26 protein-coding genes and 1 pseudogene are annotated in these 25091 nt (G+C 68.3%); 20 read left to right on the top strand and 7 right to left on the bottom strand.

Features of this window, described 5'->3' with window-relative positions; translation table 11 throughout:
* Nucleotides 1–91: pseudogene (locus ACFVJQ_RS43425) on the top strand (3-oxoacyl-ACP reductase); the annotation flags it as partial.
* 875 nt (nt 92–966) lie between these two features.
* Here ACFVJQ_RS43425 and ACFVJQ_RS43420 read toward each other — a convergent pair.
* The 4 genes from ACFVJQ_RS43420 to ACFVJQ_RS43405 form a co-directional block, all read right to left on the bottom strand.
* Nucleotides 967–1494 (bottom strand): hypothetical protein, encoded by a 528-nt coding sequence (locus tag ACFVJQ_RS43420; protein ID WP_385791349.1) that lies wholly within the window; start codon nt 1492–1494, stop codon nt 967–969.
* Complete coding sequence (locus ACFVJQ_RS43415) at nt 1491–5108, bottom strand: hypothetical protein (RefSeq protein ID WP_385791347.1); 3618 nt, start codon at nt 5106–5108, stop codon at nt 1491–1493. Before ACFVJQ_RS43415 ends, ACFVJQ_RS43420 begins: the two co-directional genes overlap by 4 nt.
* A 486-nt stretch (nt 5109–5594) precedes the next feature.
* A complete protein-coding gene (locus tag ACFVJQ_RS43410) occupies nt 5595–5939 on the bottom strand; it encodes a hypothetical protein (protein WP_385791345.1) in 345 nt (114 codons plus the stop codon).
* Nucleotides 5939–6694, bottom strand: coding sequence for a GntR family transcriptional regulator (locus ACFVJQ_RS43405; protein WP_385791343.1), 756 nt, complete (start codon nt 6692–6694; stop codon nt 5939–5941). The genes ACFVJQ_RS43410 and ACFVJQ_RS43405 overlap by 1 nt, the downstream gene beginning before the upstream one ends.
* A gap of 152 nt (nt 6695–6846) precedes the next feature.
* On the opposite strand from ACFVJQ_RS43405, the gene ACFVJQ_RS43400 reads away from it, so the two are divergent.
* From ACFVJQ_RS43400 to ACFVJQ_RS43320, 17 genes are all read left to right on the top strand, one after another.
* Complete coding sequence (locus tag ACFVJQ_RS43400) at nt 6847–7233, top strand: hypothetical protein (protein ID WP_385791341.1); 387 nt, start codon at nt 6847–6849, stop codon at nt 7231–7233.
* A gap of 53 nt (nt 7234–7286) precedes the next feature.
* On the top strand, nt 7287–7487 hold the full coding sequence (locus ACFVJQ_RS43395) for a hypothetical protein (protein ID WP_385791339.1): 201 nt from the start codon (nt 7287–7289) through the stop codon (nt 7485–7487).
* 12 nt (nt 7488–7499) lie between these two features.
* Complete coding sequence (locus ACFVJQ_RS43390; RefSeq protein WP_385791337.1) at nt 7500–8021, top strand: hypothetical protein; 522 nt, start codon at nt 7500–7502, stop codon at nt 8019–8021.
* Nucleotides 8021–10153, top strand: coding sequence for a hypothetical protein (locus tag ACFVJQ_RS43385; protein WP_385791335.1), 2133 nt, complete (start codon nt 8021–8023; stop codon nt 10151–10153). The genes ACFVJQ_RS43390 and ACFVJQ_RS43385 overlap by 1 nt, the downstream gene beginning before the upstream one ends.
* A gap of 164 nt (nt 10154–10317) precedes the next feature.
* Nucleotides 10318–11853 carry a DUF2637 domain-containing protein gene (locus ACFVJQ_RS43380; protein WP_385791333.1) on the top strand — a complete coding sequence of 512 codons (1536 nt, stop codon included), beginning with the start codon at nt 10318–10320 and terminating at the stop codon, nt 11851–11853.
* A gap of 13 nt (nt 11854–11866) precedes the next feature.
* Entirely contained in the window at nt 11867–12061 is a 195-nt protein-coding gene (locus ACFVJQ_RS43375) for a hypothetical protein (protein WP_385791331.1), read from the top strand.
* A gap of 99 nt (nt 12062–12160) precedes the next feature.
* Complete coding sequence (locus tag ACFVJQ_RS43370) at nt 12161–12715, top strand: hypothetical protein (protein WP_385791329.1); 555 nt, start codon at nt 12161–12163, stop codon at nt 12713–12715.
* 60 nt (nt 12716–12775) lie between these two features.
* Nucleotides 12776–13258: a single-stranded DNA-binding protein gene (gene ssb / locus ACFVJQ_RS43365; RefSeq protein ID WP_385791327.1), complete on the top strand. Its 483-nt coding sequence runs from the start codon at nt 12776–12778 to the stop codon at nt 13256–13258.
* A 70-nt stretch (nt 13259–13328) separates the two neighbouring features.
* Nucleotides 13329–13766: a transcriptional regulator gene (locus ACFVJQ_RS43360; protein ID WP_385791325.1), complete on the top strand. Its 438-nt coding sequence runs from the start codon at nt 13329–13331 to the stop codon at nt 13764–13766.
* A 10-nt stretch (nt 13767–13776) separates the two neighbouring features.
* Nucleotides 13777–13959: a hypothetical protein gene (locus tag ACFVJQ_RS43355; RefSeq protein ID WP_385791323.1), complete on the top strand. Its 183-nt coding sequence runs from the start codon at nt 13777–13779 to the stop codon at nt 13957–13959.
* A 111-nt stretch (nt 13960–14070) separates the two neighbouring features.
* Entirely contained in the window at nt 14071–14796 is a 726-nt protein-coding gene (locus ACFVJQ_RS43350; protein WP_385791321.1) for a DNA methylase, read from the top strand.
* A gap of 13 nt (nt 14797–14809) precedes the next feature.
* The gene (locus ACFVJQ_RS43345; protein ID WP_385791319.1) at nt 14810–15436 is read left to right on the top strand and encodes a DUF4031 domain-containing protein; all 627 of its coding nucleotides are present in this window, start codon (nt 14810–14812) and stop codon (nt 15434–15436) included.
* Nucleotides 15437–15695: 259 nt separating this feature from the next.
* Nucleotides 15696–16505 (top strand): hypothetical protein, encoded by an 810-nt coding sequence (locus ACFVJQ_RS43340; protein ID WP_385791317.1) that lies wholly within the window; start codon nt 15696–15698, stop codon nt 16503–16505.
* Nucleotides 16506–16507: 2 nt separating this feature from the next.
* Nucleotides 16508–17008, top strand: coding sequence for a hypothetical protein (locus ACFVJQ_RS43335; RefSeq protein WP_385791315.1), 501 nt, complete (start codon nt 16508–16510; stop codon nt 17006–17008).
* A gap of 19 nt (nt 17009–17027) precedes the next feature.
* Nucleotides 17028–19082: a hypothetical protein gene (locus tag ACFVJQ_RS43330; protein WP_385791313.1), complete on the top strand. Its 2055-nt coding sequence runs from the start codon at nt 17028–17030 to the stop codon at nt 19080–19082.
* A gap of 184 nt (nt 19083–19266) precedes the next feature.
* Complete coding sequence (locus tag ACFVJQ_RS43325) at nt 19267–19578, top strand: hypothetical protein (RefSeq protein WP_385791311.1); 312 nt, start codon at nt 19267–19269, stop codon at nt 19576–19578.
* A 66-nt stretch (nt 19579–19644) separates the two neighbouring features.
* Nucleotides 19645–20751: a hypothetical protein gene (locus ACFVJQ_RS43320; RefSeq protein WP_385791309.1), complete on the top strand. Its 1107-nt coding sequence runs from the start codon at nt 19645–19647 to the stop codon at nt 20749–20751.
* Between the two features lie 78 nt (nt 20752–20829).
* Here ACFVJQ_RS43320 and ACFVJQ_RS43315 read toward each other — a convergent pair whose 3' ends face one another.
* The gene (locus ACFVJQ_RS43315; protein ID WP_385791351.1) at nt 20830–22926 is read right to left on the bottom strand and encodes an ATP-binding protein; all 2097 of its coding nucleotides are present in this window, start codon (nt 22924–22926) and stop codon (nt 20830–20832) included.
* Nucleotides 22927–23050: 124 nt separating this feature from the next.
* Here ACFVJQ_RS43315 and ACFVJQ_RS43310 point away from each other — a divergent pair, with 124 nt between their 5' ends.
* Both ACFVJQ_RS43310 and ACFVJQ_RS43305 read left to right on the top strand, forming a co-directional pair.
* Nucleotides 23051–23734, top strand: a complete 684-nt coding sequence (locus ACFVJQ_RS43310; RefSeq protein WP_385791307.1) for a ParA family protein — start codon at nt 23051–23053, stop codon at nt 23732–23734.
* A complete protein-coding gene (locus tag ACFVJQ_RS43305) occupies nt 23731–24087 on the top strand; it encodes a hypothetical protein (RefSeq protein ID WP_385791306.1) in 357 nt (118 codons plus the stop codon). The genes ACFVJQ_RS43310 and ACFVJQ_RS43305 overlap by 4 nt, the downstream gene beginning before the upstream one ends.
* Before the next feature lie 64 nt (nt 24088–24151).
* On the opposite strand, the gene ACFVJQ_RS43300 is transcribed toward ACFVJQ_RS43305, so the two are convergent.
* Both ACFVJQ_RS43300 and ACFVJQ_RS43295 read right to left on the bottom strand, forming a co-directional pair.
* The gene (locus tag ACFVJQ_RS43300; RefSeq protein WP_385791304.1) at nt 24152–24406 is read right to left on the bottom strand and encodes a hypothetical protein; all 255 of its coding nucleotides are present in this window, start codon (nt 24404–24406) and stop codon (nt 24152–24154) included.
* A gap of 2 nt (nt 24407–24408) precedes the next feature.
* On the bottom strand, nt 24409–24813 hold the full coding sequence (locus tag ACFVJQ_RS43295) for a hypothetical protein (RefSeq protein WP_385791302.1): 405 nt from the start codon (nt 24811–24813) through the stop codon (nt 24409–24411).
* Between the last annotated feature and the right edge of the window lie 278 nt (nt 24814–25091).

Below are 25091 nucleotides of genomic sequence, written 5' to 3'. Positions count from 1 at the left end.
CTTCGGCCGGGTCGACTACCTGGACAACAACGCCGGTACGAACCCGGTGTTCGGGCCGATCGCCGACCTCGACCTCGATGTCGCGCGCAAGGCGCGCTAGACTGCTACGCAGTAGCGTGCTAGCGCCCTACCCAGCGCTCCGCGCTGGGTGCTCGGATTCAGGCGGAGCCTGAATCCGCAGGGGGGTTCGGGGGGACAAGTCCCCCCGAGACCACAACCCGCAGATGCCCAGCTAGAGAGGCTAATTGGGGTTGCTCCGGCTCGAAGAGCCGGAGGAGCGAGAGAGGCCCGGAGGGTGCCGGCCAGCCTCGGAGGGGGGTCCGGCACCCTCGAAGTTGCTACGTGCTAGCGAGTAGCGTACTCCTGCTATCGACACTGCTACAACCCTCATTTCCGGCCGTTCGAATCACACCGGAGGGCCGATGACCACACCGTGTGATGACCTACCGGCCTCCGGTTTCCCACCCGAAAAACGCGGGTTGCAAAGGTTGCTTAGGTTGCAAACTCTCTGACCTGCGGAAACGCGACAAGGGGCGGGTTGCTAACGGGTTGCAAACTCCCGACCCCGGTTGCAAACCTCTGACCTGCGAAAACGTCAACGGGGGTAAGCAACCCCGATCGAGCCCCCGCGGGTTGCGAACGGAGAAATAGGGGACTGACCAGGGAGAACCGTTAGCAGCCCGGGTCGGGTTGCTAAGCAACCCGCCTCCAGGCAACCGGCGGGGGTCCGGGTTGCTTAGCAACCCGGACCCCCGCCGGCGCCTGATCGAGCCCGAGGGTTGCGTAACGGAAAGTAGCAGAGGAGGGAGGGCATGGGAAGGGGTGGGAGTCAGAATCGAACGACGGTGAATCCCGTGACCCCGTATCACCGTACTGCCGTGACACCGTGAACCTGTGATCCCGTTTCCCTGTGGACATGACGCGGCCCCTCCCCCGAGCAGGGAGGGGCCGCGGTGTCGTACGACGTCAGCTCACCGAGATCTCGCCCACTTCGGTGAGTTCGAGGACCACGTCAGGGTCCATGCCGTACTCCTGGCACACGACCTGAGCCGCCCACATGGGGTCACCGCCCTCCAGGGCGTCCATGAAGTCGGCCAGAGCCGTCCCCGTGAGGGTCGCCGACATCTTCCCTTTCCAGGGCTTTTTCGACGTCACGAACGTGCCGGAGATCGACACGCTGAGGGAGCCACGGGCCATCACCTGGTCCCGCTTGAACTTCTTGGCCAGGCTGTCGAGCAACTGTTGTCCGGCCTTACTCGGCCGGCGGGACCCCTTCAGCCAGCGCCCCACCTTGTCGCGCGCCGACTTGTACGCGCGGCTCTTCTTGTCGGTGGTACCGGCCATCATCAGGATCAGTTCCTGTTTGCCGATGGCGTCCACGACGCTCTGGATCGAGCCGTCCGCCATGGCCCCGTAGACCCCCTCCATCAGCCCCTGTTCGAGGTCGCGATGGACAGGGTCCGGGATCTCCCACTCATCGTAAGGACTGCTCACCGTCCGCCCTCCTGCTTCTTCAGCTCCCGCTCGAACATGCGCTTAAAGCTCTTCTCGCCCAGGTGCTCGCGCACCGCCGCAAGCGGCACGCACGCTTCGTGCTTCCACTGGCCCCCGCCCGAGCCCAGCACCATGCCCTTGGGCGCCGACTCGATCGGGTCGGGGGAGTTGCTCACCCAGTACGCGGCATCCACGTACGTGGCCACCGGGTACCGGCCGGAGGTCTGGCCGATCCGCTGGAGGGAGTAGTACATCCGCCCGTACGTCTCCGCCTTCAGGTGATCACGCCAGTCCGGACGCCACAGGGCGTCAGCCTCGTTGCGCGGACCGGACGTTCGGGCGAGGTAGCCGATCAAGGATTTGTACAGGGCCCCGTGCGCCTTGTAGGCGGTCTCTCCGGCCGGGGTGCCCCGCTGGGTCAGCAAGACCTCCCGACCCTTCTGGAGGTGGGTCCTGGTGGCCGCCAGAGCCCGCACGGACTCCTTCCACACGTACGCCTCGACGACGTCGGGGAGCGGCTCCTCCGTGAACTTGCCGAGCCAGTGCAGATCGGCACCGGTCACCCACGGCTCACCGTTGACCTTGGGCTGTGCGAACAGCAACTGAGGCAACCGCGGATCCAGCCCCCGAGGCTCCTCAGCGAGCAGGTAGTACCCCGCGATCTTCTTATTGATCGGGATGTCCCCGCCGACCATGTGCACCGGCTCCCCGATCCCGTACACCGCATCCATGCCCGACAGCTCCGCCGCGGACAGGTCGTATCGGTGCACGAACACCGCGCCCTCCTCCTCATCGAGCAGGGGCCGCGACCAGGAGGCGGGATGCATGAACTGCCGCACAGGGGTGGGGTGGTCGTCGGTGCCCCGGATCCGCGCGGCCGGCCGCACCTCGCCCCGGATCAACGCCTTGCAGGGCTCTGCGGAGCGCGTGTGACGGTGGACGTACTGCGCCGCGGTGATGTTCGGCGCCTGGTAGTACGAGTGGCCCAACGCGCGGTTCAGGCCCACCACGGCCTGGAGCAGGGAGGCACCGTCCGGAGCGCCGGCGGTCTCGCCCTCCTGCGGGACCCAGGGCACCCGCGGTTCGTACTGCGGGAGCACGATCGAGACCCCCGACTCCTTGCGTCCGGAGTCGCGGTGCCACACCACCGACCACGGCACCAGACCACCCACGGGGTCGGCATCCAGGTTCTTGGGGAGGTCGGTCCACACGTGCGGGACAGGCTGATGGATCGGGATGTCCGAGGGGCGCGAGGCCGGCAGGCCCATCCGTTCGGCCGCGCGAGGGTGGATCCAGAGCTGAAGCACCGACTCCTTCACCGCGAGGGCGTACGCGGCCGACAGAGTCATCGGCAGCGACGACACCGGGATCGGAGCCTCCCCCGGACGGACGTGCAGTCCGTCGACATCGAGGACGCCCACCTCAGAGGCCCCCGTCCGCACGGGCTCCTGTGACCCCGTAATCCCGTCCCTCCGTGCCTGTGCGGGCACCGCCGGACCGGATGCCCCCGAGGGTCCTGAAACGGGCTCAGAGGGCCCCTCAGGGCCTCCCGACGGCTCCTCCTCCGACTCCGGCAGTATCGCCGGAACGAACGCGGGCAACGGTTCCGCAGCAGCAGGCGGAGCAGGCTCGGGCCCCTCGCCGGAGGGCTCCCCGCCCTCGCCACCGTCCCCGCCGGAGTCGTCGCCGCCGGCCTGGTCGTCGTCCGGCTCCGGCTCGGCACCCGGCATCTCCCCGGACAGGATCCGCACCAGATCCAGGGACAGGCACTTCACCCGAGCCCCGAACAGATCCAGCACTACCCCGTTGGGAGCCTTCAGGATCCCAGCCTGAGCGAGCTTGTGGCGCATCTCCGGCTCCGCCGGGATCGACCACCCACGCTCGCGCACCCGCCGCACGATCTCGTCATGCAGCCGCGCGAACATCGTTGCGCGCATCCGCCAGACCACCGGACGCCACGGGGTCCGCCCCGTGTCCTGCTGGACGTGCACGGCCCCCAGGGGATCCCCCTGCCCGACCACGGCCCACCCACCGGCCTGTCCGATCTGGCGCCAGCCCATGGAGGACGGACCGAACCCCGGCACGGAGGGCACCTGATACTCCGGCTCCCCGCCGTTCTCCGCACTCGCCGCCTTGCGTTCCGGAGCCGCCAGCCAGAACGGCTTGCCCGCGAGCACCTCGCGCGCCTCCCGCAGCCACAGCCAGACCGGATCCCGGGCGACCTGCTTTCCGTCCACCACGCCGTTGCGGCGTGCCTGAGCCATCGCAGCCTCCCGAAGGTGCTCATCCGCGTACTCGAGGAACCACTGACCACCGAGCCCCGCGGACTCCAGGTGTTGGGCCAGCAACCAGGCCCCCGCCATGAGCTTGCGGTAGTTCTGCTCGACACGGTTGTGGCCGGCGAAGTTCCACCGGGTCGTCGCCTCCGTCGCCCACGCCAGTCCCTTCCTGGGCAACTCCAGATCACGCAACCCGCGCTGAATCATCGTCGCGTGCGCACGGGAGAGGGCCCGGGACTGAGCCTGAAGCCGAGACAGGGCCTCCAGGTTCAGCCCACGGCCCTCCATCCGCAGGGCGACGTACCGCGCGACCTCCGAGCCGTGCTCCGCCTCCTCCGGCAGATCCTCAGCGGTCGCCAGCACGCAGCACCGCGGATACACGTTCTTCGCCAGCGTCTGCCGACCGTTGCGGTAGGCACCGCGCGTGCCGCCGGCACCGGTCGCTGCGTTGTCCGCGATCAACCCGAACCGCACCCACGCCTGATGCACTTCCTTCGGGGTCATCTGGCCGGCGAAGTAGTCGTCGACCACGCCCACCATGCCGTTGAGGAGATGCAGTTTCAGGTCTGTGCCGAACACCGTGGACTGGTTCCCGCGCATCTTCACGGCCACCGGCACCTCGACACCCGGACCGCCCGTGTAGTGCCGAGACTGAGCCGCCACGATGCCGCCGGCGAGAGAGGTCTTGCGGTGACCGGTCGACGCAGCGAGGACGATGTGGACCTTGCCCAGTTCGTTGATCGAGGACCACGGCGCCCACATCAACTGAGCCAGCATCGCCACCGGCACCGCCGGATCGTCCGGAGCGGTCTCCAGGAACCCCATGAGTTCGGCGAGGTCGTCAGGGAACGTCTCCTCGGACGGATCGTCCAGCGCGAGGGCGCGCGTGCCCGGATCCTCCTGGAGAGCCGCGGGCACCCCGCACATCACGTCAGCGGTCGCACCGGTCGGCGTGAGCGCGGGAGCCCCTTGCCGGAGAAACACCGGCTCCTTGCCCGGACGGAGCAGGAGGCCGGTAGCGGCGTACGCCTCCAGCCACCCGCGGGCCTCCTGCTCCTTCACACCCATTGCCTTGATCGCCGTACCGATCGTCTCGTACCGGCGCTTCGCAGCCATCGCCGCAACCCCGAGCCATTGAGGCCATTCGGGATCACGTGCGTCCAGATCCTCCGTGCTGATCTGGAGGGTGTTGGCCTGGAGTTTCGGGCTCGGCTTGTACGTCACGCCGTAGGTGGTCTCCAGTACCCGCTCCCCCGGAGTCAGCTCCGGCGTGACGTCCCGGAGCTGTCGCCCCGCCTCCACACTGAGCTGACCGGGCAGGAGGGCGTACGGCATGCCGTTCTGATCTACGCCACACAGCCCACTGGGGTACTGGCGATACTCGGCCGACCCGAGCCGGTACAGGACGTACCGGGACTCTTCATCACCGACCGCCCCAAGAGGAGGGGGGGTCGACGTGTCGGAAGCCTTTTGATCAGGGACTTTGCTCGGGCTAGTCATCCCGAACCCCTGTGTGATCCAGGGGTGGATCCCCTGGTGTCTGCGTCAAGTAACGACGGGCCACGAGTGCCTTTCCGGCCCTGCTGTCCGAGTGCTTGTGTCCGGAGACACAGAGGTGGGGGCGAAATCTCCCCGCCTCTGCCTTACACTCGGCAGCAAGACCTAGGTGGTCACCGACAGCCCCGAACTTCCGGACTTCGACCTCTCAAGGCTTCGACCCCTTGAGAGACCCGGGATACGGGGCTTTCGGCGTTTAACGATCAAGTTTGAGTGTTGTGGTGCAGCTTACGCGTGTTGCTTGACTGACTGTCGGGGTGACGCTCAGTCGGAGGGGTTGAGGTGGTGAGCCACAGCCCCGCGCTTCAGTGCCGCTGCCGCGGCTCGGGCGGTAGGGAAGGGCCCGAGATCGTTCTTGCTGTCGAGCGGTGTTGCGTACCAGTCACGGAAAGCCCCTGGTGAGGTGGTGTGAGTCTCTCCCAGGATCTGACCGTTGTAGGCGACTAGGTTGGGACCGAGGCGATCATCACCAATTGAGGCGTAGTGGAGCCCGTTCCTGCTCCGAAGTTCGGCCGCGACTTCCTGGCGATGCATCGCCACCACGGCGGCATCGAACGTGGTCTCAGCTGTCGCTACTGCTTCAGGTGAACCGTCGTTCCGATCAGCCATCACGCCTCCATCAGCGGTAGGTCGTCATAGGTGAAGTCGAGACGATCGCTGGGACCGACGACACGGAGCACCTCAAGAGGGCGTCCGGCCTGGTCCCTGGTGACACGCTCGACGGTGATCACGGAGACTCGCCCACCTATCCGAAGCTGAGCGCGTTCTTCGTCGGTCGGGATCCGAGCCTGGACACGTTCGCTTGCGGTCGAGGGAGGATGGCCGGCCGCGGTGAGGGCGCCGTACACCCCACCCTCGATCTTTGAGGTAGTAGCAATGCCCGCGGCCTCAGCGAGGGCACGGGGGTACCAGGCGGATTGGACCTGGACGACGTCGTCAGGGCGAATGATCGCTTGCCTGAGTCGACGGATCAGGTCGTCACCGGCCTGAAGTCCCAGCAACCGAGCAATGTCGTCGTCAGCCTGCACGACATCGACCTTGATCAGTTTCATGTAGCCATCGAGCCCCTGAGCCGCGGTAGCGGTCTCCCATGGGCCCTTGGTGCCCCCCGGAGCCATGACGATCCTGTACCTGCTCAGAGGGATCCGGACTGGTGTGCGGTGACGTACGACCGTCCCGCGCTTGCGCACGGCGACGACCAGACCGTCATCTTCCAGAACCTTGATGGCGTCACGGACCGTTTGCCGAGCCAGTCCGTACGTCTCCATAAGGTCGGTGATCTTCGGCAGCGTGCCACCCACGGGGATCTCCCCCGAGTCGATCCGCCGCTGAAGCTCAGAGGCCAGTTCCCGGTAGCCGTTCACGCTCCCCCACCTCCCTTCCCGATCTCTGTGGGGCCACCTTAAGGCTAGCCCTGTTGACAATGCCAGAACCCTCCTCCATTCTGCAATAGGGCTAGCCCTAACGCAGGGCAACGCTTCAAACACAGGACACCCGTCTGCCTAAGGGGATCACCATGTCGTCGTACGGAACGCCCAACACGGTCTGGCTGGACGTCATCGCCGGCACCCCGATCGAGCTGTGGACCGGTACGGACAACGAGACCGAGGCGGAGCGTGCCGCGCGTCTGGACGCTGCGGACGAGATCTTCATGGACCTGAAGCGCGAGGACCCGGAGTCCTCGCGCTTCGTGTTGGAGCTGATGTTCCGCTCCCAGGGGGCGAAGGTGACGACCGAGCCCGAGCCGGCGCCGTTCGTCGGGACGGTCGACGAGGCTCCGCTGTCCCTCGCGAAGGTCCACACCCTGATCGGTGGGGTGAGCCGTTCCGGCAAGAGCGCCGTTGCGTTCGGTGGACCCCTCTCCGGTCCGCTGGCCTGGTCCGACGTCTCCGTGGCCTCCTGAGGCGGGATCCCGTACTCCCGTACTCCCGTCAACCTGTGATCCTGGGGGGATCAATGATCTCGTTCGTCGCCATCCTGGTCGCGCTCCTGCTGGGGGCCCTCGCGGTCGCGCTCGTGAAGCTCACCGACCAGGCCAAGGCCGGCGGAGCCCTCGCCTGCACGGCGTTCGGTTTCGCCCTCGCCTGCTCCCCCGTCGCCCCGTTCCTGGGTCACCTCCTGGTGGCCCTCGCCAGCCTCGCCAACGGCTCGAACTGAACAGGAGACCGCATGTCTGACTCGACCTCCGGCACCCCCGCTTCCGGCACCCCCGGTACCCCGGGCGGTTCCGGCACTCCCAGCACGGCCAAGGACTTCGCGATGGGTCCGGCCGATTCCTCCAGCGTCGGCCAGTTGGCGAAGCTGGTCACGGACTGGCAGAAGATCCAGATCACCAGCAGCGAAGACCTGTACAAGTACGGTCTCCTGGTCCGCCAGATCGGCCTGGAGATGTCCATGCGCATGGCCATGGACGCCGACGTGATCGCCGCGGTGCTGTCCCAGTACAAGGGCAAGTGGTACACCTTCGGTGTCCAGAGCAAGATCCGCGGTCGCCTGGTGTCCGCCCACCTCAAGGTCGGGGCGGAGGCCATGCGCCTTGCCGGACTCTCCGGCCCGAAGATGTACGCGAGCTTCATCAAGCACTTCGTGAAGCCGGAGATCGAGGCCCGCGACAAGGGCAAGAAGAACGGCAAGGGCGCATTCACGATCAAGGAGGCGGAGGAGACCCGCGGCGGAAAGAGGGCGGCCTGATGCCCAGCATCCGCACGCGTACCCAGCGCTCCGTCCAGAACATCCCGCAGATCAACATCGGGGACGACACCACCCTGAAGGGTCGGCTCATCCCCTACGCGGTGCCGTGGATGGTCACCGGCATCACCACCTTCGCCGCGGAGATCGCCCACCTGTGCGTGAACGACACCGCGACCACCACGGCGTACGGCGCCCTGGTCACCGCGGCCGGCGGCTCCGCCCTCACTTGGTACCTGCGCAGGATCGGAGCCCGCCTCGGCAAGTACCGCCGGGAGCTGTACACCATCAACGCTGGCGCCCTCACCCTCGGTTCGACCGCCGTGGTCGTCACCGGCCTGGAGGGCGAGACCTTCACCCTGTGGGCGATCGGCGGACTGTTCCTCAACGTCGCCAACATGGTCCACACCCTGGCCGGCCCGAAGGAGAGCGAGGCCAAGGAGCCCAAGTGGTCGAAGATCGAGGCTGAGGTGGGGCTCGCCAAGTACGACCTGGAGAAGGTGGAGTCCAACGGCAAGGGCACGGTCAAGGCCCGCATCCGCGCCAAGGAGGACTCCGGCGTTACCGGGGAGGACTTCGCCAAGAAGATCCCCGCCCTCGCCTCCGCCCTCCGGCTCGGCAAGGGCCGCATGGTCGCCACCGTCGACCCCGACGACTCCTCCCTGATCTACATGACCGCCCAGGTCGCCGACCTCCTCAAGACCGGGGTGCGTTGGTGGGGTCCGTCCGCGGCCGGCGCCTCGATCGCCGACGCCCCGATCCCCGTCGCCCTGTACGACGACGGAGAGCAGGCGGACATCGACATCACCGGACAGCTCCCCGACCGCCCACAGCGCAACGTCTCCCACCTCCTGGTCATGGGCGCCACGGGCGCCGGCAAGACCTGGTTCGGGCGGACCACGGTGGCGGACATGCTCACCCGCCGAGAGTTGACGGTCTGGTACGCCAACGTCACCAAGGGCATGCAGGACTTCGGATGCCTCCGCCACGGGATCGACTGGTTCATCACGGAGGAGAAGGAGCTTCGCCCCTTCTTCAAGATCCTGAAGAAGGTCATCAAGGCCCGCACGGAGTTCCTGGGCTCCAAGGGCATGGCCTCCTGGCGCCCGGGGTGCGGACTCAACTTCATCGTGGTCTGGCTGGAGGAGGCCGCGGACTACGCCTCCGACAGCGACGAGTACGACCACCTGCTGAGGGCGGCACGCTCAGCCGGCATGTGGATCGTCACCAGCCTCCAGCGCGCGGACTACACCAACATCAGCACCAACGCCCGTGCGAACCACGGCTCCGGCATGTGCTTCGGCATCAACGACTCCTCCGACGTGTCGTTCGTGCTGTCCTCCCACACGGTCGGCGCCGGCGCCGACCCCTCCTGGGGAGACAAGAAGCCCGGATACGCCTACCTGGAGGGGCTCGGCATCACAGAGGAGCGCTGGCCCATGGTCCTGCGCACCCCGTTCTCCAGTGAGCAGGAGATCGCCGACACCGTCTCCTTCGGCGCGGCGATGCGCGACCCGCTGGACGACGTCACCGTCAAGGCGGCTGGCGCCCTGTACGGCAAGCGGACCGTCTACACCACGCCCCTGGTCGGCGAGGGCGACGGAGCCGCCCCCACCGCCCTGTTGACCACTCCCGAGCCCGGGAATGTCGACATGGACACTCAAGAGACGCCCGAGACGGATAGCGTCCCTGTGGTCCCTGAGGATGAGGAGATCGAGGACGTGACGGAGGAGCAGGTAGCCAAGGAGGTGGCGGACTTGCGGGAGATGTTCAGCCGGCCGGAGTTCCAGGACCCGGAGGGCGGGTTCGAGGGCCTGCGCCTGGAGGACCCGATGGAGAACGCCGACCCCGAGGGAGCGCTCACCTTCGGCGCGACCAACGAGGACGACGCCCTCAGCCGCGACGACGCGCGAGACCTCATCTTCGAGCAGCTCGACAACTGGCTGAGGCAGGGACGTACGGAGTTCACCCCGTCCGACCTCTCCGAGATCTGGCTCAAGGTCGACGGAGACGGCCGCTCCTGGTGGAACCGCCTGAAGAACAAGCTCCTTGAGCGCGAGATCATCGCGCAGTCCGAGACCTACGCGGGCTACATGATCCTCCGCTCTCCCCTGACCGACATGGACGGAGAGTAACCGTCGTGCAAGGTCAGGTGTGCGCGCACACCCGCACTGTGCGGATTGGGGGAGGGCCCAGATAGGGACCCTGCACAGTCCGCAGCACAGCCCGAAAGATCCCGTTTCATCCCCGCCGCACAGTGCGGCGCACACCACTCCCGCACACTACGGAAGGTAACCACATGAGCATCAAGCCCAGCGACCTGCGAGAGGAGCTGAAGCCGCTCACGACCACCCAGATCAGGGTCATCGCCGCGGCCGGCACCCTCTCCGCAGCCCTCGCGATCCTGGGCGGCATCAGCTCCTTCAAGGCCGTGGAAGCCGCCGCCCGCCCCATGGGCTTCGGCGACCACGCCTGGATGGTCCCGATCGGTGTGGACCTGGGCATCCTGGTCCTGCTCATCGTCGACCTGGTCCTTGAGTGGACCGACATGGCCTTGCCTCCCATGCGCTGGCTGGCCTGGGGTTTCACCGCCGCCACCATCGCCTTCAACGTGGCCTCCGTCCCCCCGGAGGTCACCGGGTTCGACCGATACGTCGGACAGGGCATGCACGCCGCAATGCCCCTGCTCTTCATCGCGTTCATGGAGGGCGTACGGCACGCCGTACGCCACCGTGTGGGCCTCGCCAACGGCCGGCGCATGGAGGGCGTGCGGTTCACGCGCTGGATGATGGACCCGATCGGCACCGCCCTCCTGCGTCGCCGGATGATCCTCTGGGAGATCCGGTCGTACGAAACGGCGGTGAAGCTGGAGGAGGAGCGGCGCAAGCTGCGGGCTCGTCTCCGTCGTGACTACGGGTTCTTCGCGTGGCGCTGGAAGGCCCCGCTTGCGGACCGCTGGATGGTCACTGAGGGCCGGCCCTATGGCGAGGACCCCACAGGGGGGACCACGGCTCCGACCGCGGGGACCACGGCTCCCGCTTCGGCTCCCATCCTTGGAATCGAAGGAGCCACGGGGGACCACCCGGGGACCATCGAGACCCCCGCGGGGACCATCACCGGGGACCGCGGGAGCCATGGACCCCGCCCGGGGACCATCACCGGGGACCAGCAGGGGACCGAGGGGGCCATGGTCCCCCACCAGGGGACCATGGGCGGGGACCACGCCCTCTACGCGGGGACCAACACCGGGGACCACGCCTCCTACGCGGGGACCAACGGGGACCACGCCGTAAACATCCCAATTCCGGAGCACGTCTCCCCCGTCATGACCAGCGATAACGATGGTCCCCGCTCCCCTGAGGCCGTATTTGCGGGATCACGGGAACACGGGATGACGGAGCAGATGGACCCCGCCTTCACGGGGACCAACGGGGACCATGGCTCCCTGGAGGGGACCATTCCGGGGACCACGGGGACCACGTACGGGGACCACGGGGACCACGACCTCTACGCCGGGGTCCAAATCGCCGACCCCTGGGGGACCAACGGGGACCACGGCTCCCCGAAGGGGTCCATGGACCCCGCGAACCTGGGAAACGAAGGTGACGACGACTCTGACGTGGACCCCGCGAACCTCCGGGACCTGATCGACGACATCAGCGTGGAGAAGGTGGAGCAGGCCCGCGCGGTCGCCCTCCAGATCTTGGAGGACAACAGGACGATCACTCGCCGCTCCCTCCGGGACTACGGGATGACGGGGAAGTCCTCCACCCTCCAGGCCCTCGCCGACTACCTCAACGCAGAGATCCGCACCGGCCACCTCCAGGTCGCCTGATCAAGGAGATGCGATGAAGCCCGTACCGGACATCGAGTTCACCGGCACGATCACCCGCTTCAACCTGGAACAGGGGAGCGACGGCACCGCGGCCCTGGTCGTCTACACCGACAACGACGACGGCACGATCGGCCGCGCGTGGCTCCGCTTCGCTCCCGAGTCGGCCCGAGCCCTGAAGAACGCCGCGCGGGACCGCCTGAGCGACTGAGGCCGGCGCCTCCACTGGTCCCCGGCTGTCGAAGAGCCGGGGGCACGGTGAAGACGCCGACCCCCATCATCCACCGTCCGCACCACCAGGGGAGTACCGATGATCGAGAACCACCCCGAGATGACGACCGAGACGACCGAGACCCCCGCTTCCCCCCACGGCATCCCGTTCGCTCAGCACCGCCCCCTCGGGGACACGGAGGCAGCGGCCGAAGCAAAGCGGATCATCGCCGCGGCCTACCAGGAGGCGGACCGCGTACCGGTCACGACTCGGTTCGCCGACCCCACCCCCGTCCCGAGCGTCGGCACCACCCCGCCCGTACCGCAGTACGGCCGGCCCCCCATGAGCCAGCGGGCGACGGACGCGAGCGGCCTGATCCTCGCCACGGGCGTTGCCTCCCTGCCCGTGGGGATCGCCGCGACCGGGATCTTGTGGGCCTCCGGACAGGCGGACCCCGTGGTCATCGGCTGCATCTGTGCCGCCCCGACCACCCTGGTCCTGGCCCTGTCCCGCCTGCTCCGCCGCGGTCGCGAGGTGGTGGAGGCGGCTCCGCCCGTCCACCACCACCACTACGACGGCACGGTGGTGCAGGACCACAGCACCGTGACGACCACCACCAAGGGCGTGATCGCCCGTACCCGCTTCAAGGCTTGATCCAGGATCCCCGGATCCCGCAGTCCCGTAATCCCGTGATCCCGTGAAGAAGGGAAGACCATGAACCAGACCACGATCACCGTCTCCGGCAACCTGACCCGCGACCCGGAACTCCGCTTCACCGCCTCCGGTACCGCGGTCTGCCGCCTCACCGTCGCCGACACCCCCCGCTTCTTCGACCGCACCGCGAACGAGTGGAAGGACGGAGAGACCACCTTCTGGCCCGTCACCGTGTGGGGCCGGCTCGCCGAACACGCCGCGGCCACCCTCGCCAAGGGCCTGCGGGTTCTGGTGGTCGGCACGGTCAAGACCGACCGCTGGACCGACGACGACGACAACGACCGCGAGCGGATCACCCTGACCGCGATCGATCTCGGACCCTCCCTCACGTACGCGACCGCCACTGTCACCAAGTCCGCGGCACGCCGGGACCAGGGCGCCGACCCCACCTGGGACACCGCCTCCCGCACCCGCCCCGCCGCGACCCCCGAGCCGGCCGGCGTCGGCGCCTCCGGCGGGTTCGACGACAAGCCCCCGTTCTAGTCCGCCCGCACGCCTCACCCGCGGGAGCCTCGCCCGGAGGCTCCCGCCCGACCGGAAGGACACCGCACCCATGACCCGAACCCCGATCAACCGAGCCGCCGCCTACCCGGCGGTCTACGCCCTGCTCCGCATCGCCGCGGACGTGGCGGACCACTGGATCCAGAGCGACCACCAGGCCCAGCACAAGGCCAAGCCCGGAGCGGAGGGCCACAAGGCCCTCGCCGGACACGTCGCCTCCTACACCGCCGCTCAGGGCCTCGCCCTGATGGTCGGGAACAAAGTGCTCGGGCTCGGCCTGAGGGGCCGGAGCATGGCCGCGGCCCTCGCCCTGTCCGGCGGCACCCACTACCTGATCGACCGACGCTGGCCCGTTCGCCGTGCGGCGGAGGCCACCGGCAAGGGCTCGTTCTACACCCTCGGAGGACCCCTCGGAGGGGCGTACCTGCTGGACCAGGCAACCCACCATCTGGCCGAAGGAGTCGCCGCGTTCCTCGCGGTGCGGGACTGAAGGAGTCGAGATGCAGATGGTGGGGGGAGTCCAAGAAGAACTCACGATCGGAGCCCAGGAGCGGCCGATCAGCGAGGTCGTGACCGAGCAGGAGACCACCTCGCAGACCGCCGGCGACCGCAAGCCGCGCCGACGTAGCCCGCGGCGCAAGACGAAGCAGGGCGTCACCGTCCTGCCCCTGTGGGACGACTGACGGACCCCAGTGCCGTACCGCCCCCGCCCGGGTCGGTGCGGTGCCGCCCTCCCTCAGACACCCAATCCCGTAACCCCGTCTTCCCGTGACCACGGGAACCCTGGAGGCAGCGTGAACCAGCACTTCGACATCCCGCACGCCGAAGCCCTCGCCCCGCGCCTGCTCGATCTCTTCTCCTGCTCGGGCGGAGCCGGAGTCGGCTACCGCCGGGCGGGATTCGCCGTGGACGGATGCGACATCGCCCCCCGCCCGAACTACCCCTTCCCGTACCACCAGGGCGACGCCCTGGAGTACCTCGCCCACCTGATCGACTCCGGCGAGATCGAGCGGTACACGATGGTCCACGCCTCCCCGCCCTGTCAGGACAAGTGCGCGCTCACGGTCGGCACCAACCGCTCCCGCGGATGGGGCGGCACCCACGAGGATCTGGTGGCCCCCACCCGTGACCTCCTGGACAAGACCGGTCTGCCGTACGTGATCGAGCAACCCAACGGCAGGGCGGAGATCCGCAAGGACGTGACCCTGTGCGGCGAGATGTTCGGGCTGGGGGTAATCCGGCACCGCAACTTCGAGTTGGGCGGATGGTCGACCCCGAAGCCCGTGCACGTGCCGCACCGCGGACGCGTCCGCGGCTGTCGTCACGGCAAGTGGTACGACGGCCCGTATGTAGCGGCGTACGGCAACGGCGGAGGCAAGCCCAGCATCGCCGAACTCCAGCAGGCGATGGGGATCGACTGGACGGACGTCCGGGAGGAGCTGACCGAGGCGATCCCGCCCGCCTACGGGGAGTGGATCGGCCGTGCCTACCTCAGCGGTGCCGCGGAAGCGGCGGCATGACGGAGGGGTGGGGATGAGCGTCTACGTCGACCCGTTGCGCGACTACCCGGAGGCCCTCGAACGGGGCCTCCCCGGGCGCCTGTGGTGCCACCTCACCGCCGACACCAAGCCCGAACTCCACACCTTCGCGAGCCGGATCGGGCTTCAGCGATCGTGGTTCCAGCACGGTGACGACTACCGCTGGCACTACGACCTCACCCCCGGCAAACGGGCCCTCGCCGTCCGGCACGGTGCCCAGGAGGTCGATCGGGCGGTGTTCGTCCGCATCGTCGCCGAACGCCGACCCCGCCGCCCCGCAACCCGGATACTCGAGATAGCCCCGCCGGAGCCGGCCGCGGCTCCCTCCGCGGCGGAGGCTCCCGCGGTCGCCGGTCCCCTGCTCGAATGGCGCTCCTCCGCCCACTGGGACTACGCGTCCGACCCGAGCCCCTGCCATCTGTGCGGAGGGCCCACCCACCTCCTGGACGACAACGGGCGGCACGCGCACAAGACCTGCGTGGAAGCCTGGTACGCCGCTCACCCCGACGCATGGGCCGCGTACCAGCGGGAGCAGGCACAGAAGAGGACCAAGAAGACCGGAGGCAAGGGCAAGTCCCGCAAGACTCCGGACCAGTCGCAAGAGGGCTTGTGGGACCACTAGTCCCTCAATCCCGTGTTCCCGTGATTACATGACCCCATGAACACCACGGCGGAGGACTCCCGATCGGGAGCCTCCGCCGACGTATGCGCCCCCTATGAGTAACTCATCCCGCTTTCCACAGGGTTGGGCGATCCTGTGGTGAAGATGCAGGTGAGGAGCAGGTGTTGAGGGCCGTAACCCCTGTGACCTCACGAGGGGTGCGGCATAGATTGCTACTGGTGATCGAGGCACGGCGCACGGGACAGGTGGAGGCGAAGGGATGAGCGACGGAGAGATAGGCAACGGCCCCGACCCGGGCGCGTTCCGTCAGCCTCTGCCCCCGGAGGTCCCCGCCCCCCGCAAGGAGCCGGAGCGACCGGAGTCCGTGGAGCCGCCCGACGACGCCCCCGAGCTCGGAACGGAATGGTGGCGCTCCCCGCCCCCGGAGGAGCCCCCAGGGCCCTCTACGCCCTCCTCCGGTCCGGACGGACCCCCGGACGCCGGAGGACCCGCAGCGGGCGACCAGGGCTCCCAGGAGCCGGAGTTCTGGCGCTGGAACCAGGTACGCGACGAATGGCGCGACACCTGGTCCGCCCACGGCTCGGAGGGGATCGAGGCCGCGCACGCGATCGGCGCCCACATCGGGGAGGCGATCTCCGCCCACCTGCCCAACCCGAACGCCGCGGCGGAGAAGCGCGGTCTCGACATCCGCTGGCTGAGGCTGAAGTACAACGTGCCCGCCCTGCTCCTGGCCCTGCTCGTCACCTGGGGAGGCCAGAGCAGCGTCGACCGCATGACCGCCTCGGTCACCGAAGACGGCATTTTCGCCCCCCTGGGGTGGATCCTCATGTTCGCCCTGGTCCTGGGCCTGTTGATGCTGATGCCTATCGGCTCCTGGCTCGGAGCTGCGTTCAGCAACCTCATCAACTTGTTGATCCACGGAGCCGTACGCGTCTTCGGCGGAGCCTGGAAGATGCCGGTCATCGGCTACCTGATGCGGCTCGCCCTCGCCGTGGCCATTTGGTCCTTCATCGTCGCCGTTGCCCGCGTGACGTGGCGCGGCATCGTCCACTTCCTGACAGGAGCTTGACCATGAACGACACGGGAGCCGCGGCCGGCGGAATCGGCGCGGTCGCCCTCGGCGTGATGATCCTGCTGTACCAGATCGGCCGCTGGAGGGGTGGTGACCCGACGCCCAAGATCCATTTTTTCGCGGGCCTGGCCCTCGCCGCCATGCTCTTCCTGGGCGGAGGCATCCTCGGAGTGGCCGGCGGAGCCGCCGCGGCCCTGGGGGACGGGGTCGGACAGTACGCGCTGGAGTCCGCCACGGGAGCGGTCGCCAAAGCAGGGAGCCGGCCCCCCGTCACCGGGGGCGAGAAGGTCGCCGTGAGCGGGGCGATAGCCGGTCTCGGTCTGCTCGCCCTCTACCTGGGCTTGATCAAGTCGGGCCGTGCTGACCTCAAGGAGCCGCTCCTTCGGGGAGCCCTGGTCGGGGTGTTCCTCGGCACGGCCGGAGGGCTCATCGGCATGGCGATCGGCTTGATCCGCACCAGCGGTAACACTGTCGGTGACATCCTGCTGAACACGTTGTAGGACACGGGGAGACACGACTATGGCCGGCGGAACCTTCGCCGAAGGAGCGCGTCATCTGCGCTCCGAGTGGGGCCGTTGGTGGCGTGCGGAAGACCTCACGGACACGCACATAGCGCACCGCATCCTCAACGACCAGTACCGCATATGGCAGCGGATGCGGATGCGGAACAAGGCGGAGGTCCGGCAGAACATCAACCTGCTGAAGCAGCAGCAGAAGCAGGCGACCTACATGCAGATGCAGCGCATGCAGGCACAGAGGCATAGCCGCGGCGGAGGGTACGGAGGCTTCTTCGGTTCCATGGGCGCCTCCCCGATGATCTCCTACCGGATGATGCAGTGGGCCCAACTCGACATGCGGATCGGGCAGGAGGAGTTCAAGCACCTCGAAGTGACCCCGAGCATGCTCCAGATCGGATACGGCCAAGTCCGCTCCCGCCGCCACCTCGCCGCGTTCGCCTGGTTCCTCACGCTCCCTGCGCTGTGGATCGGACTGTGGGTGCTGTCCGTCCTCGCCGGAGTCGTCGTCACCGCGACCACGGCCGTGTTCTTCGCCCTGCTCGCCTACGGCCAAGGGCGCCGACCCACCCGCCGCCGGCCGCCCGTCCCCAAGCTCCTGTTCATCCCGCCCGAGCCGCCCGCGCACACCGAACTCGCCGAAGAGCCCGAGCCCGAACCGTTCCCGATCAGGGAGGCCGGCCGCGACCCCCGCCGTGCGCGCGAGGCGGTCGACCTCGCCCTCCGCAAGGAACGGGCCCAGGTCGCCGAAGTACTGGTCCCCACCGAAACCGACTGGGGTTGGAACGTCCGCCTGATCCTCTCCGGCGGCACCCTCGGAGACCTCATCCGCACCCTGCCGCGGATGGCCACCACGCTCCGAGTCGGCGAAAACCGCCTCCTTGCCCAGCACACCACCCGCGAGGACAGCGCGGACATCACCCTGAGGGTCCTCACCTCCGACCCGTTCGGCCGGCCCCTGCCGATCCCCGAACGGCCCCCGCTGTCCTGCTCGATCACCCACCCCGTCAACATCGGCATCAGCCTGGACGGAGAGACCACCCCCGTCATCCTCGCCGGCCAACACGTCCTGATCGTCTCCGACACCGGCGGAGGCAAGTCCACGATGGTGCGCACCATGGCGGAGTACGTCACCGCCTGCTCCGACGCGGTCGCGGTCGACATCGACCCCACCGGTCGCGGGCTCGGGCCCCTCGGACCCTGTGCCGCCCGCCGCGCCCTCACCCCCCAGGAGGCGGAGACCCTCCTTGAGTACCTGGTGGCCAAGGCGACCGCCCGGATCACAGCCATGCCCCCGACTCAGGACAACTGGCAGGTGACCCCGGACAGTCCCGCCATCGTCGTGTTCGCCGACGAATGGCCCAAGCTGACCCCGCGCGGCAAGGAGCTGGGGATCGAGCTGATGCGCATCGGCCGCAAGGCGAGGATCACCCTCGTTCTGTGCACCCAGGATGCGACCAAGGACGTCCTCGGGGACGCGATTGCCGACACGTTCGGCGTGCGGATCATGCTGCCCTGTCGACAGGCGGACGTCCCGATCGTGGTCGGCCAGTCCGATGCGATCTCCAAGGGATGGCTCCCTCACGTCCTCATCCCCTCGCCCGGGGAGTGGGAGCCCGCGGACGCCGGACAGTTCTACGCGATCACCCCCCGGCACCGCGAACCGATCCTCCGCTACGTCTCCCAGATCCCCGCCACCGTCGCCGCGGCACGTGCCAAGGAGCGCGTCGCGGCCGGCTTCCCGCCGATCGACGACGTCACCGCGACCGGACCGCACCCCGCCGGAGCCCCCGAGATCGCCCTTCAGCTCCTCGCCATCTTCGCCACTCTCGGTGACCCCCCGGAGTTGACCGTCGCGCAGATCGCCGACCGCCTGGTGGCCGCGGACCCGAGCACCTGGGGACGCTGGGAGGGTCGCTCCGATCGACTCGCGATGATCGGCCGCAACCTCCGGAGCCGCCTGAAGAAGGCGGGGTTGGATGTGCCCACCGTCCGCACGGACGCCCCGGGCCGGCCGACCGCCTACCGGCTCGCCGACATCCAAGACGCCCTGAGGTGACCTGTCGTGACCTGTCCCCGACGTGTCAGTGTCCTGCCATGGCCTGTCGAAACCGTGTCCGACACCCCGCACGACGTGCCGTCCACCCTGTCGACCTGTCCACCCCGGACAGGCCACCGTCACGTCGTGACCTGCAACGACAGGCCAGACAGGTCAATTTCCGACCCCCGCCCGGAGGCCCCCCATGCCGCAGAATCCCGCACAGCACGCCCGGGTCGCGGCCGATGCGATTGCCCGACTCGTCAACGACGTCAAGAACGGCCGCGCCGAATGGAGCCACCAGGCCAACATCAAACAGGCGGTCGGCGACCTCACCCGACTCTCCGACGATCTGGCCACCGCCCTCCAGCAGATGACCGCCGGCCTCGCCCAACTCACCCCGCCCGGACCGCACACGGGCCGGACCAACCAGACCGTGGGCGCCCTGCACTTGGCCGGCCAGTCCGCCACGGAAGCGGCCACCAGGCTCCGCCAGGCCACCCGGACCATGCACTGACCGTAACCACCAAGAGGGGGACCCCCGTGCGACCGCACATCACCCACGCTGCCGAGAGGAGGCCCCATGCTGCTCGCCGATGAGCCGAAGGAGTGCGACGCCCTCGCCGGCGCTGCCGCGGAGTACTGCAAGGACGGCAGCAAGAGCCCGGGGGGAGGAGGCAGTGACGCCCTCGACTCCCTGGATCCCCTCCACCAACTCGCTCAGTCGGTCGCCAACGCCGCGGACTGGACGGCTCGCCACCTCGGCACCGCCCTCACGGACCGAAGCTCGGTCGACTTCACCAACGCTAACTTCCTCCAGCAGTACGCCGTGGTGTTCGCCGCCTCCACCATCCTGGTCCTGATCCTCTGGCTCCTGGCCGTGGCCAAACGCGCCGTACGCGGCACCCCGATGACCACCGCCTTTTCCGAGGCGATCGGCCTGCTCTGGATAGCCGTGGGGGCCGTAGCCTTCACCCCCCTGATCCTCTACACCGTGACCGGAGCCGCCTCCGGCGTCACCGACGTCCTGTCCGCCGCCATGGGCTCCGACCACCAAGGGGTCTTCAACACCCTCGGATCCACCCTGAAGGCGGGGAAGATCGGAGGCGGACCCATCATCCTGATCATCGCCTCCCTCCTCACCATCGCCCTGTGCGGAGCCATCTGGCTCCTGCTGGTCCTGCGAGCCCTGGGCCTGTACGTGGGCGCCCTGCTCGGAGTCGTCGTCTACTCCGGCCTGGTCGACAAAGACCTGTGGGGCCACGTACGCCGTTGGGCCGCGGTGATGCTCGGACTGATCCTCATCGAGCCGATCGTGGTCATCGTGCTCGGTCTCGCCGCGGCCCTCCAGAGCACCGGAGAGCAGGGCCCCGTAACGGTCGGGCTCGGAGTCTCCGCCGCGGCCCTTGGTGCGGCGATCTACTTGGTGTTCAAATTTCCGGGTTTTGGCGATTCGATCCAGGTTGCCCGGAAGGTCGCCCGGACCGCCGGCACCGCCTCCCGCGCGGCCACCGGCACCGTGGGCGCCGTGGTCGGAGTCCAGCGCGGGATCGACACCCACGCCTCCCGCGGGGGCGACTCCCCCCGCTCCTCCGGCTCCTCCACCCCGCGGCCGGCGAACCCCGCCTCCGGCGGCATCGGCGCCCACGGCAACCGGGATTCCAAGTCCAAGCCCAAGAGCGACGACTAGAGTTGGGCACCCCGTGAAACGGGCCCTGGAAACCGTCTCGTACGGTCTCCAGGGCCCGATCGCTTCGGGGGTCGGGACTCAGGCCCGCAGGTTCACCAGGAGCGGGGACGTGCGCTCCCCGGACACCGACGACAGCGACACCACGGCATGGCCGGCCGGTACCGCGTGCGCCAACTCCGAGGCGGACCACCGCTCCCGCTCCACCTGCCGGACCGTCACCGCCCGCGCGGTCGGCGCCTTGCCCGTGATCGCCTGTCGCACCATGTGCCACGCCCGACCGCCCGCGGACTCCGCGATGATCTGCCGATCGGTGACGTCCCGAGCCTCGATCCACTCCTTCCCCCAGACCTCCGCGAAGTGCTGCCCGTCCCACGCCGTGACCCCGGACAACGCCACCCGGCACCCGACCGCACCCAGCAACGGCCCCCGCAGCACGGACGGCACCTCATCGAGGGCGCGCAACGCCAGCACCACCCCTGCGTTCGCCGACCTCAGCCGCTGCACCCCGCGCACCGCCTCCGCAGTCACCGCCCCGCCGGCATCGTCCAGGACCAGGCACGCGAACAGGGAGCGATCCTCCCGATGCACGGCACTCGCCAGGAACTGAGCCAGCACCAACCGAGCCAGGATCCGGGAGGCATCCGCGTGACCCCGAGCCGGCAGATCGATCCGCACCCGCACAGGGTGATCGAGGGCCCGCAGGGAGAACGCCTTGCCCGTCACGTCGAAGAACCGGGCGAACGCCGCACGATCGAGCAGGGCGATCCGGTCGGCGAGGACCACCCCGGGATCGCCCGGAGCCCCGGACTGGCGCTCCCGCGCGTCCAACTCCCGCAACATCGCCTCCTCGCCCGCCTGATCCAGGGCCGACCGCAACTCCCCGATACGGGCCGGCACCCCGTCCAGGAGCTGACGCAGCTCCCCGACCGAGGGAAACCGCGCGTGCACGGCCCTGAAGGGTCCCAGGAGCTGAGCAAGCACGGTCGCCGCACGCCGACTGTCCCCGCCGCCCTGCTCGCCCGCCAGATCGCCCACCAGAGCTTCGGCGAGCACGGAGGCAGCCTCGTCCGGATCCGTCGTGCCGCCGTACAGATCCAGGTCGTACACCGACTCAGGATCACCGATCCGGATCACGACGTCGTACTGATCCGCCGACCCGAGCCCCGCGCCGGCCGCGCCCACGACTACCACCGACGCGCGCCCCGCGAGGGCCTGCAAGCACAGCGTTTCCGCGATCGGCCGCACCACCAGACCGGTCTTGCCTGTTCCGGACGGACCGACCGCCAACAGCGACGTGCCCAGCACGTCCGGACCGAGCCCGATGCCAGCCGTCCGGTAGGCGTACGGGTTCTTCGCATCGTCGACCGCCGACCCCAACCGCACCTGATGCGCGAGCAGGTCGTGCCGCGCCGACCGCACCGGCAGATCCCGCACCCCGGACGGATGGGCGCACGCTGCCGCACCGTCCTGCAGAACGGTGCGCGTGAACGACTCCAGCGGATGGCGCCCGGAGCGCACGGACGTCCAGGCCCGCGCGATCCGCGCGTGGTCGACGTCCCGCATCAGGCCGGCCCGCGCGTCCGCGGCGAGCCGATCGGCCGCGGCGGAGGCCCCCACGGCACGGAGTTGGGGCCACTCGGCCGGATCCTCGCCCGGAGGAGGCGGAGGAGCCTGTGCAGGGTCGGAGGACTTCAGCCGCGGGGCGACGTACCGCCGCCAGACCTCACCCCATCGCCCGATCTTGCCCGCGGTGAACAGCAGAGCACCGGCCACCAGGGCGTAGTACCCGTAGTACGTGATCACCGTCGCCGCAGGGCCGGCCTGTCCGTGCCTCCAAGAGTCCGGGGTGACCAACTCCAGGGGAATGAACCACCACCACCCCAGATAGCCGTTGTAGAGCAGGCTCCACGCCATCCAGGCGAGCAGGAGCGCGAGCAGGGCACCGCCGATGAGCTGACGAGACGGCACCGCCTCCGGCTCCTGCTCCGGCCGCTCCTTGTGCCCGAGCCTCCAGATCCCCGGACCAGCCTCCGGCCGCGGTGCCCGCAACCAGGCCAGGAACGACGACCCCTCAGGGCTCACTCCGGCGCCCGGAGCGTACGTCGGAGCCGGCGGTATTCGGGGAGCAGGACCACCCGCCGACCCTGTCTCGTGCCTGCTGTCGTCCATCGCCATCCCCCTTGACAGGCTCATCCGTTGATCCAGGCCATCACAGTAATCGGAGGGGACGTCACCGCCGATCGGAGTAGTCCCGCAAGCCCTTGGTCACGGGAACACGGGAAACCGCTACCGTGGTCCCATGGGTCACCTGCCGCGCCGGCCTAGGCGCCCACCCGCCGCTCGGGTCTTCATCATCGGGTTCGTCAAGGGCGGGACAGCAAAGTCCACGTCCGCCTTCTTCATCGCCCTGTACTGGGCACTCCTGGGATACAAGGTTCTCGCGATCGACGCCGACCCCAAGTCCCAGATGCTCCGCCAATGGGCCAAAAAGGCACGTGAGCGCGGGTACACCATGCCCTTCAAGGTTGAAGTCCTTGACGTCGACCTACGCGACCACGTCAAGGAGGCGCTGGAGGACTACGACGTCGTGGTGGTCGACACCGGGGGAGGGGATCCGGCGCTCCTGCACGACGGAGCCACGATCGCCGACGTCGTACTGATGCCGTTCGCACCCAGCGAAGGAGAGGTCTGGCGTATCCCCGGAACCTGGACAACGGTGGCGACCGGAGCCGAGCAAAACCCCAACGGAGTGGTGGCCGCATTCTTCATGGTGCGCGCCGATCACCGAACCAGATTGCCCAGGAAATGGCGGGAAGAAGTCGAGAACGACAAAGACGAAAACGGCGATCCGAAATACCCTCTCCTTCAGGCGGAGATCAACCAGGGTGTTTTCTACATTGAAGCCATTGGTCACGTACCGGCGGAAGTCGGGGATTACGACGACCTCATGAAAGAAGTCATTGAGGAGTTGAAAGCCGCGTGAGCGCGCAAAGCGACAAGGGCGAAAAGAAGGGCCCACCGCGCCGAACCAGGAAGATGGGCGGGACATCGGGAGCGCTGAAGGACCCGACCGCACCCGTCGCCCACGCCGGCGGAAAGAAGATCGCCAAAACCACCCTGGACCTGGACCCCCAGCTTCACCAGAAGGTACGCATCTGGGCGATCGAGAACGGGACATCCATGGTGGAGGTCTTCCGTGCCCTGGGAGCCGAATTGGTCAAGTACCCCAACCTGGACGATGACTTCCCGGAGGAGTGGGACCTGAGCCAGCGAGTCAAGGACCGCATCCGCCGCGCGGAGGTCGAACGGGACGCAGCACGCCCCCGCTTCACCTGACCCACCCGCGGACAGCAGAGAGGGCCCCACAGTCGCCTGTGGGGCCCTCTCTGCTGTCCGCGCTTCACTCGGGCCAGCCGTCACCCCGGAACGGGTTTTCGTGTCGATCCTGAACCTTGAAGATGACGTTCTGACTCACCGACAGAACGCAGAACGTCACAGCCACGGCGAACAGGGCATCCACGTAAACCGGGTGCCGGCCACCCCCGAAGAGCAGGAGCGATCCGACGACCACCACCACGGCAACCCACGGCAAGAGCCGCCAATGCCTCCCGCAGAACGGACACCTGCACTTCGGGACGATCCGATACCCCGTCACCTTCAGCCCTCCTGTTCCGACTTCACTCCGGCCTCTCGATTCAGGATCTCCCGAGCCCAATCGGTCAGCTTCAACCCCGCCCGAGCCGCAGCCATTTCCCACAGGGCCCGATCCTGCGCCGGCACCCGCATGTTGAGCTGAGTCGACCCCTTGGCCTGAAGAGCCTTCCACTCGATCGTCTGGGCATTGTCAGCGACCGCGGTTTTAGGCACCTTCGTCTCGGGAAGCACCTTCCTGTTGGCCAGGAAGATTCCCATCTCCGAGAACTCCGAGGCGTACCGCGAACGCTCCAGGATTCCCACGACCTCAGGACCCTTGACGTCATCGGGAATTCCCTCAATGAAGGCTTCGATGGCGTATCGCTTCGTGTTCCCAACGGCCAACACTCGGACTACCGCGTATCGCATTTCCCGCTCCTCTCGCAGTTGCTACCCAGCATGCTACGCCCTAGCAGACCTATCCCACAACCACCTAGCACCGTGTCTGCTATTGCGTAGCAATGGCAGACACGGGCGAGGGTCAGACGGCATACATGCTGCTCAGCACGGATCTTGGCCGCATCTCGCGTAGCGAGATGCTAGGCGCTAGCACCTAGCCGCGTAGCGGCATAGGCGGGGCGCGCCGTCGCAGCCCACCACGTACCGCGCACCGGCGGTGGAGCCGTCGGCGAGGGCGGCGGTAACCG

The sequence above is a fragment of the Streptomyces sp. NPDC127197 genome (assembly GCF_042672405.1).
Classification (GTDB): domain Bacteria; phylum Actinomycetota; class Actinomycetes; order Streptomycetales; family Streptomycetaceae; genus Streptomyces; species Streptomyces flavusporus.
The sequence above is the reverse complement of the archived record's forward strand: the minus strand, read 5'-3'. Positions and strand labels throughout refer to the sequence as shown.

What these genes read in the sequence shown, in the direction of transcription:
- ACFVJQ_RS43315 (WP_385791351.1), bottom strand. Translation starts at nt 22,926, where the DNA reads ATGGCGATGGACGACAGCAGGCACGAGACAGGGTCGGCGGGTGGTCCT.
- ACFVJQ_RS43375 (WP_385791331.1), top strand. Translation starts at nt 11,867, where the DNA reads ATGAAGCCCGTACCGGACATCGAGTTCACCGGCACGATCACCCGCTTC.
- ssb (WP_385791327.1), top strand. Translation starts at nt 12,776, where the DNA reads ATGAACCAGACCACGATCACCGTCTCCGGCAACCTGACCCGCGACCCG.
- ACFVJQ_RS43295 (WP_385791302.1), bottom strand. Translation starts at nt 24,813, where the DNA reads ATGCGATACGCGGTAGTCCGAGTGTTGGCCGTTGGGAACACGAAGCGA.
- ACFVJQ_RS43385 (WP_385791335.1), top strand. Translation starts at nt 8,021, where the DNA reads ATGCCCAGCATCCGCACGCGTACCCAGCGCTCCGTCCAGAACATCCCG.
- ACFVJQ_RS43415 (WP_385791347.1), bottom strand. Translation starts at nt 5,108, where the DNA reads ATGCCGTACGCCCTCCTGCCCGGTCAGCTCAGTGTGGAGGCGGGGCGA.
- ACFVJQ_RS43310 (WP_385791307.1), top strand. Translation starts at nt 23,051, where the DNA reads ATGGGTCACCTGCCGCGCCGGCCTAGGCGCCCACCCGCCGCTCGGGTC.
- ACFVJQ_RS43325 (WP_385791311.1), top strand. Translation starts at nt 19,267, where the DNA reads ATGCCGCAGAATCCCGCACAGCACGCCCGGGTCGCGGCCGATGCGATT.
- ACFVJQ_RS43395 (WP_385791339.1), top strand. Translation starts at nt 7,287, where the DNA reads ATGATCTCGTTCGTCGCCATCCTGGTCGCGCTCCTGCTGGGGGCCCTC.
- ACFVJQ_RS43340 (WP_385791317.1), top strand. Translation starts at nt 15,696, where the DNA reads ATGAGCGACGGAGAGATAGGCAACGGCCCCGACCCGGGCGCGTTCCGT.
- ACFVJQ_RS43335 (WP_385791315.1), top strand. Translation starts at nt 16,508, where the DNA reads ATGAACGACACGGGAGCCGCGGCCGGCGGAATCGGCGCGGTCGCCCTC.
- ACFVJQ_RS43360 (WP_385791325.1), top strand. Translation starts at nt 13,329, where the DNA reads ATGACCCGAACCCCGATCAACCGAGCCGCCGCCTACCCGGCGGTCTAC.
- ACFVJQ_RS43390 (WP_385791337.1), top strand. Translation starts at nt 7,500, where the DNA reads ATGTCTGACTCGACCTCCGGCACCCCCGCTTCCGGCACCCCCGGTACC.
- ACFVJQ_RS43355 (WP_385791323.1), top strand. Translation starts at nt 13,777, where the DNA reads ATGCAGATGGTGGGGGGAGTCCAAGAAGAACTCACGATCGGAGCCCAG.
- ACFVJQ_RS43370 (WP_385791329.1), top strand. Translation starts at nt 12,161, where the DNA reads ATGATCGAGAACCACCCCGAGATGACGACCGAGACGACCGAGACCCCC.
- ACFVJQ_RS43400 (WP_385791341.1), top strand. Translation starts at nt 6,847, where the DNA reads ATGTCGTCGTACGGAACGCCCAACACGGTCTGGCTGGACGTCATCGCC.
- ACFVJQ_RS43330 (WP_385791313.1), top strand. Translation starts at nt 17,028, where the DNA reads ATGGCCGGCGGAACCTTCGCCGAAGGAGCGCGTCATCTGCGCTCCGAG.
- ACFVJQ_RS43410 (WP_385791345.1), bottom strand. Translation starts at nt 5,939, where the DNA reads ATGGCTGATCGGAACGACGGTTCACCTGAAGCAGTAGCGACAGCTGAG.
- ACFVJQ_RS43380 (WP_385791333.1), top strand. Translation starts at nt 10,318, where the DNA reads ATGAGCATCAAGCCCAGCGACCTGCGAGAGGAGCTGAAGCCGCTCACG.
- ACFVJQ_RS43320 (WP_385791309.1), top strand. Translation starts at nt 19,645, where the DNA reads ATGCTGCTCGCCGATGAGCCGAAGGAGTGCGACGCCCTCGCCGGCGCT.
- ACFVJQ_RS43345 (WP_385791319.1), top strand. Translation starts at nt 14,810, where the DNA reads ATGAGCGTCTACGTCGACCCGTTGCGCGACTACCCGGAGGCCCTCGAA.